The sequence below is a fragment of the Clostridiaceae bacterium genome (genome assembly GCA_012840395.1).
Classification (GTDB): Bacteria; Bacillota; Clostridia; order Acetivibrionales; family DULL01; genus DULL01.
Genome location: DULL01000055.1, coordinates 1 through 6726, shown reverse-complemented (window position 1 = coordinate 6726; position 6726 = coordinate 1). Strand labels below are relative to the sequence as shown.

General features: G+C 37.8%; 7 protein-coding genes. 6 read left to right on the top strand and 1 reads right to left on the bottom strand.

Going from position 1 to position 6726, the window contains the following annotated elements:
• Window positions 1-307: 307 nt before the first annotated feature.
• The 6 genes from rsxC to GXX20_06735 are packed head-to-tail and all read left to right on the top strand — an operon-like array spanning window position 308 to window position 5272.
• Window positions 308-1627: an electron transport complex subunit RsxC gene (rsxC, locus tag GXX20_06760; protein HHW31360.1), complete on the top strand. Its 1320-nt coding sequence runs from the start codon at window positions 308-310 to the stop codon at window positions 1625-1627.
• Window positions 1628-1629: 2 nt separating this feature from the next.
• Window positions 1630-2592 (top strand): RnfABCDGE type electron transport complex subunit D, encoded by a 963-nt coding sequence (locus GXX20_06755; GenBank protein ID HHW31359.1) that lies wholly within the window; start codon window positions 1630-1632, stop codon window positions 2590-2592.
• Window positions 2585-3181, top strand: coding sequence for an RnfABCDGE type electron transport complex subunit G (locus GXX20_06750; GenBank protein ID HHW31358.1), 597 nt, complete (start codon window positions 2585-2587; stop codon window positions 3179-3181). The genes GXX20_06755 and GXX20_06750 overlap by 8 nt, the downstream gene beginning before the upstream one ends.
• Entirely contained in the window at window positions 3178-3846 is a 669-nt protein-coding gene (locus GXX20_06745) for an electron transport complex subunit E (GenBank protein HHW31357.1), read from the top strand. Before GXX20_06750 ends, GXX20_06745 begins: the two co-directional genes overlap by 4 nt.
• Window positions 3843-4421 carry an electron transport complex subunit RsxA gene (gene rsxA, locus GXX20_06740; protein ID HHW31356.1) on the top strand — a complete coding sequence of 193 codons (579 nt, stop codon included), beginning with the start codon at window positions 3843-3845 and terminating at the stop codon, window positions 4419-4421. Before GXX20_06745 ends, rsxA begins: the two co-directional genes overlap by 4 nt.
• A 23-nt stretch (window positions 4422-4444) precedes the next feature.
• Window positions 4445-5272 (top strand): RnfABCDGE type electron transport complex subunit B, encoded by an 828-nt coding sequence (locus GXX20_06735; protein HHW31355.1) that lies wholly within the window; start codon window positions 4445-4447, stop codon window positions 5270-5272.
• A gap of 112 nt (window positions 5273-5384) precedes the next feature.
• On the opposite strand, the gene GXX20_06730 is transcribed toward GXX20_06735, so the two are convergent.
• Window positions 5385-6515 (bottom strand): SpoIIE family protein phosphatase, encoded by a 1131-nt coding sequence (locus tag GXX20_06730; GenBank protein HHW31354.1) that lies wholly within the window; start codon window positions 6513-6515, stop codon window positions 5385-5387.
• Window positions 6516-6726: the final 211 nt, after the last annotated feature.

Genomic DNA, 6726 nt, shown 5'->3' with positions numbered 1-6726 from the left:
AGAGGCTCGTTGTCAAGGGAACCGTGGAATAAATGCGGTAAGTAAGATCAAACCAAGTAAAAAAGTACTGGCATATTCTTACTACAAGGAAAAATGAAAAATTTGCCCACTAGTACTTGACACAAACACGCCATTTTTAGTCTTTGATTTTATTTCCTGCTGATTGTATAATTATATAGTTACGATGATTCTATATTTGGTTCTGACATACGAAAAGTCTTTAGAGTTAGTATGCAGTATGATATAATCAGATATAGAATGTATACAAAAAACATAATATAGTATAGTAAATGGGGTCATGGTTATGATAATAAAAAGAAGCACCTTTAAAGGAGGCGCGGCAGTTCCTCACTATAAGAATACTGCCGAATGCGAAACAGTTAAAATGGGTGTGCCTGAGAAAATAATTATTCCAATGCTCCAGCATATAGGTGCCCCCTGTGATCCCCTTGTAAAAAAAGGTGACACTGTTAAAGTAGGCCAGATAATAGGGGATTCAAAAAGTTTTATATCTGCTCCCATACATTCAAGTGTATCGGGAACAGTGGTAAATGTAGCTCCCATGCTTTATCCGGGAGGATTTAATGTTACTACTGTGGAAATAAAGCCAGATGGGAATCAGGAAGTTCATGAAGATGTTAAGCCACCTGTATGCAATGACAGCAAGCAGCTTATTGAGGCAATTAGGAAATCAGGGCTTGTAGGACTTGGTGGAGCTGGTTTTCCCACCCATGTAAAGCTTTCACCGCCTCCAGATAAATTAATTGATACACTGGTGGTAAACGGTGCGGAATGTGAACCGTTTATTACTTCAGACTACAGGGAGATGATAGAAAATTCTGAGAATATAATATCAGGAATTAATATTGTCATGAATCTCCTGGGTATTAAAAAAGCCATAATCGGGATTGAGGACAACAAGCCGGAAGCAATAAAGGAACTTATAAATATAACAAAAAACGGCGACCAAATAAGCGTGGTAAAACTTAAATCAAGATATCCTCAGGGCGCAGAAAAAATGTTAATTTATGCAGTTACCGGCAGAAAAGTTCCTCCAGGCAAGTTACCTATGGACGTTGGGGTAATTGTAATGAATGTTAACAGTATTTCTTTTATTTCCGAGTATTTAAAAACCGGAATGCCTCTTATTAAGAAAAGAGTTACAGTTGACGGTTCTGCAGTAAGAAACCCTTCAAATGTTGAAGTGCTTATAGGTACACCCTTGAGAGATGTTTTTGAATTCTGCGGAGGATTTAAATCTGTTCCCCATAAAATTTTAATGGGTGGGCCTATGATGGGAGTTGCTCAGTATTCTCTGGATACTTCTGTGGTAAAACATACAAATGCCCTTTTGGCTTTTGACAGAGTTGATTCACAGATGGAGCCGGAAAGTGCGTGCATAAGATGCGGAAGATGTGTTAGTGCTTGTCCTATGAATTTGATGCCTCTTTTTATTAACTTGCATTCACTTAAAGGAAACATTGATGAGTTGATAAAATATCACGCAAATGACTGTATTGAATGCGGATCTTGTTCTTATGTGTGCCCGTCAAAGAGACATCTGGTACAGTCCATTAGGCTTGCAAAAGCCCAATTGAAGCAAGCCGCTGCGAAAGGAGGCAAATAAGTATGGAAGACATTTTCATAGTAACTTCATCACCTCACTTAAGGGATAATTCGAGTACAAGAAGTATAATGCTTGATGTATTGATCGCACTGATCCCGGCAGTAATAGCTGGAGTATACTTTTTTGGAGCAAGAACTTTATGGGTTATATTCATCACAGTGTTGTCCTGTGTTGTTTGCGAGTATATTACCCGTAGAATCCTTAAAAGAGATAATACTATAGGGGACCTGAGTGCGGTAGTTACAGGAGTGCTGCTTGCATTAAATCTTCCTCCCTCCATACCATTATGGATTGCGTTTGTGGGAGGCTTTATTGCAATAGTTGTAGTAAAGCAGCTTTTTGGAGGTATAGGCCAGAATTTTATGAATCCTGCCCTGACAGCGAGGGTAATGTTAATGATTTCATGGCCCGGGCACATGACCAGATGGTCTGTACCGGGACAACCTGATGTAGTTTCTTCTGCGACACCTCTTGCTTTAATCAAAAAGGGACAGGAAGCAGTTGAAGGTGCTTTGCCTGGTTATTTGGACATGTTTTTTGGAAATATAGCTGGCTGTATTGGAGAAACTTCTGCTTTAGCTATTTTAATAGGAGCGGCTTATCTGTTTTATAGAAAAGTAATTAGCCCGGAGATACCAATAGCATTTATAGGAACTTTAGCGTTGTTCACATGGATTTTCGGAGGAGACAGTCTTTTTACAGGCGATTTTATTTATCATGTTTTAGCTGGAGGATTGCTCATTGGAGCATTCTTTATGGCAACTGACTATGCAACTTCACCAATGACTTTAAAAGGAAGAATTATAATGGGAGTAGGCTGTGGATTGCTTGCTTCTATTATCAGGTTATATACCAACTATCCGGAAGGGGTATCCTTCGCAATACTATTAATGAATATAGTGGTACCTCTGATTGATAGATTTACCATACCAAAAAGTTTCGGAGGTGAAAAAGCCAGTGCGTGATATATTTAAACCTGCAGGTATATTATTTGCAATTTGTTTCGTTGTTACCGCAGCTCTTGCTTTTACCTATGTCGGCACCAGGGATATCATTGCCCAGCGCGCAGCTGAAGAAGAGGAGAATGCAAGGATGGAAGTACTGGCTGCAGCTAGTTATTTCGAAGAAATAGAAAACATTGAGGATTATAAAAATGACCTGCCTGAAACCGGTATGGTAAAATCGGCTTATAAAGGACTGAATTCTGATTCTGTTGTAGGATATGTTTTTGCTTTGGATACTAAAGGATATGGCGGAAATATAAGCATAGTTGTTGGAATTAACAGTGATGGGGAAGTTACCGGGGTTAAGATAGGCGATAATAAAGAAACACCGGGTTTAGGAGCAAAGATTACAGAGGACCCTTTTATATCCCAGTTTAATAACATTAAGCCCAAAGACCGCCTAAAGGTAGTTAAAAATAAAGGGACGGCAGATGAAGAAATAAATGCCATAAGCGGGGCTACAATATCATCAAAGGCTGTAGTTAATGCCGTACAGGTTGCTATCGATTTGGCAGCAGCGATTTCTGGTGAAGGAGGAGGTTCTAAATGAAGAAAGCTTTAAAAACGCTGGTCAATGGATTGATCAATGAAAATCCCACATTCAGGCTGGTATTGGGAACGTGTCCTACTATGGCGGTTACAACTTCTGCCATTAACGGTGTAGGAATGGGTTTGGCTGCTACAGCTGTATTGCTGGGATCAAACATTGTAATATCACTTACAAGAAAAATAATACCTGATAAAGTAAGAATACCTGCGTTTATTACAATTATAGCAGGATTTGTAACAATAGTAGAGTTTTTAATGAAGGCTTTTGCTCCTGAATTGAATAAATCCCTTGGAATTTTTATACCTTTGATAGTGGTAAACTGTATTATTCTTGCAAGAGCTGAAATGTTTGCCAGCAAAAATACAGTTTTCTATTCAGCATTGGATGGAATAGGCATGGGCCTGGGATTTACTATTGCTTTAACATTAATAGGCTCGATAAGAGAACTTCTGGGCAACGGTACGATTTTTGGCGTTACTGTAACTGCAAATTTATTTGACCCTGCGGTATTAATGATTTTACCTCCGGGAGGATTCCTTGTATTTGGTTCTCTTATAGGTCTGCTAAATAAATTTAGTTCCATGAAGATAAGAGCTGTAGGATGTCAGGGATGTGAAATGCGCTGTGGTTCTCAAAGCACATGCAAGGAGGTGGCATCCAGATGAAAGAAATAATAATCATTATTTTAAGTGCCATACTTATTGAAAATTTTGTTTTAACGAAATTCTTAGGCATATGCCCTTTCCTTGGAGTATCAAAAAGCCTTACTCCAGCCATTGGAATGGGTGCAGCAGTTATATTTGTTATGACTTTAGCTTCTGCAGTGACATGGCTTGTACATGAATATTTACTTAAACCTTTTGAACTGCAATATCTGAATACTACGGCATTCATATTAGTTATAGCTGCTCTTGTTCAGTTTGTTGAAATAGTTCTTAAGAAAACCATGCCTTCTTTGTATACGGCCCTTGGAATTTATCTGCCTCTTATTACTACCAACTGCGCAGTTCTTGGTGTTGCGCTGTTGAATATTCAATATGAGTATAGCTTTATAAATTCAGTGGTATACGGATTTGGCGGAGGAGCAGGGTTTACAATGGCAATTACACTGTTTGCGGGAATAAGAGAAAGAATGGAACTAAGTGATATACCAGAATCTCTAAAAGGGTTCTCTATTTCTTTAATTGCTGCTTCTCTTGTCTCAGTTGCGTTTTTTGGATTTCAGGGATTGTTTCAGTAATAGCAGAGGGGAGATTAGTTAATATGTTAGAAGGGATATTATTACCTGTTCTGATCGTAGGAGGTTTAGGTCTGATATTCGGATTAGGCTTGGCTTATGCTTCAAAGAAGTTTGAAGTTAAGCAGGATGAAAGGATTGTTCAGATCAGGGAGGTTTTACCGGGCGCAAACTGCGGTGCATGTGGTTTTACAGGTTGCGATAATTATGCTGAAAGTTTGGTAAATGAAGGAGCTGCTGTTAATGCCTGTACTGTAGGGGGACAGTCAGTAGCTAATAAGATAGCTGAGATTTTAGGTGTTGAAGCAAAAAGTGTTGATCCTGTTATAGCAAGGGTAATGTGTAGCGGTAGCAACGATGTTGCCAGAAGAAAGTTTATATATGGTGGCATACAGGACTGTTCAGCTGCTGCAAATCTGTATGGAGGACCAATGGCTTGCACTTATGGATGTGTTGGTATGGGAAATTGTGTAAGAGCCTGTGCCTTTAATGCTATTGTAATTGAAAACGGGGTTGCCCGGGTAATACCATCAAAATGTACAGCCTGTGGCAATTGTGTTGCAGCTTGTCCAAAGAAAATAATTGAACTGGTATCATCCTGCTGTGAATATACAGTAAGCTGCAGCAGCCGCGACAGAGGAAACATTGCAAAGAAAAACTGTGACGTTGGCTGTATAGGTTGTGGCAGATGCATGAAGGCATGCCAATATGGAGCCATTACAGTTAATGATTTTCTTGCAAAGATAGATTCGAAAATTTGTACCAACTGTGGAGAATGTATAAAGGTTTGTCCTACAGGTTCAATAAAGTTATATTTCTGCAAAGATCTGCATGAAGTTTCTAATGCCGGTTAATAAGCCTTTTCTAATACTAACGTTATGTTAGAGTAGAGAAAAGAGTAGCTATAAGATCATGATAATGAGTTCTAACTTTCAGCGGGAGTAAACCTTATCTGAAGGTTAGAACTCAAATTATCTCTATAAGAGCCATAGCGATATCATCAGGTACTTTAGAAACGTCTTCTATTTCACAAAACTGGTATACACTATCGAGAATTCTATTTAGCGCAATAGAGGGCTCAGGGTCATAATCTAAAAGAATTTCTAAAAATCTGTTTTCTCCATATTGCTCTCCCATAGGATTTTTTATCTCACTTAGCCCATCAGTATATAGAAATAACCTGTCTCTGCTTTCTAACAATATTTTTTTATCAGTGTAATTTGGCTCTTCCATCCAATTGCAAATTGGAATACCTGGAGTAAGCAGAGTCTGATATTTATTTCTGTTGAAAATTATTGGAGAAGTATTATGGCCGGCATTTGAAAAAACCATGGTTTTCTCCTTTAAATCAATAATTGCATAAAAAACTGTAATATATAAATCATGATCAAGGTTAAAATGTTTATATTCGTTAAAAATTTCCAACAGAGCCTGAGAAGGGGATAAACACTTTTTATTTATTGATGTGCGCAAGAATATTGTAAGCATGGATGCAGATACTCCATGACCTGAAACATCGGCTATATAAACACCCACCCTGTTATCATCAATTTTGAATATGTCAAGAAAATCTCCTCCAAGGGTTTCACAAGGTTTATAAATAATAGAGTATTTAAAATTTTTCTGAGGAAGCATCTTGGGAAGGAGATTACATTGAAGTTTTCTTGCTATATTAAGATCATTTTCAAGTTTACAGTTTTGTTCCATTATTTGATTCTGGAGAGAAATTAATTGAGTAATATCTCTTAGAACTTCTACGACAGCAAAAACTTCACCCTTGTCATTTTTAACGGGAGAACTCATTACTGAATAGGTTCTATCTCCGATGACTTCATTTTTATGATGTGGAAAACCGTCAAAAACTGCTTTTCTGGATACACAAAGATCACAGGATGAATCTTTTCCAATAAGCTGATAACATTTTGTACCTGGGAGAATTGGCCCAAATGCATCAGCCATGGATTTATTTACGAAGATGATATTATTATTTCTATCAATTACCCGAACGTAATCATACATACCGTCAAAAATCTGTCTTAAGGTATTGTTGATCTTATTGTCATCGATTTGTAGAAATCCCTGGTTTGCTTCATTCATAATTAATTGATCCTTTACAAGAAAATAATTTTATCTAACATTATACCTAATAATAATAAAAAAGAAAACATTATGACAACCAAATGATAGCGTTAATTTACTGTAGGGAAAAGAAGCAAAGAATCATCCTGATATCGCGTATTTCCGGAATGCCCTTGACAACAAGCATCTCCCATATGGTTTGTCAGCCTGGGCGGCACCCCACCACTGT

Excerpts from the sequence above, each read along its gene's own strand:
- GXX20_06755 (HHW31359.1), top strand. The coding sequence starts at position 1,630 with ATGGAAGACATTTTCATAGTAACTTCATCACCTCACTTAAGGGATAAT.
- GXX20_06730 (HHW31354.1), bottom strand. The coding sequence starts at position 6,515 with ATGAATGAAGCAAACCAGGGATTTCTACAAATCGATGACAATAAGATC.
- GXX20_06745 (HHW31357.1), top strand. The coding sequence starts at position 3,178 with ATGAAGAAAGCTTTAAAAACGCTGGTCAATGGATTGATCAATGAAAAT.
- GXX20_06735 (HHW31355.1), top strand. The coding sequence starts at position 4,445 with ATGTTAGAAGGGATATTATTACCTGTTCTGATCGTAGGAGGTTTAGGT.
- rsxA (HHW31356.1), top strand. The coding sequence starts at position 3,843 with ATGAAAGAAATAATAATCATTATTTTAAGTGCCATACTTATTGAAAAT.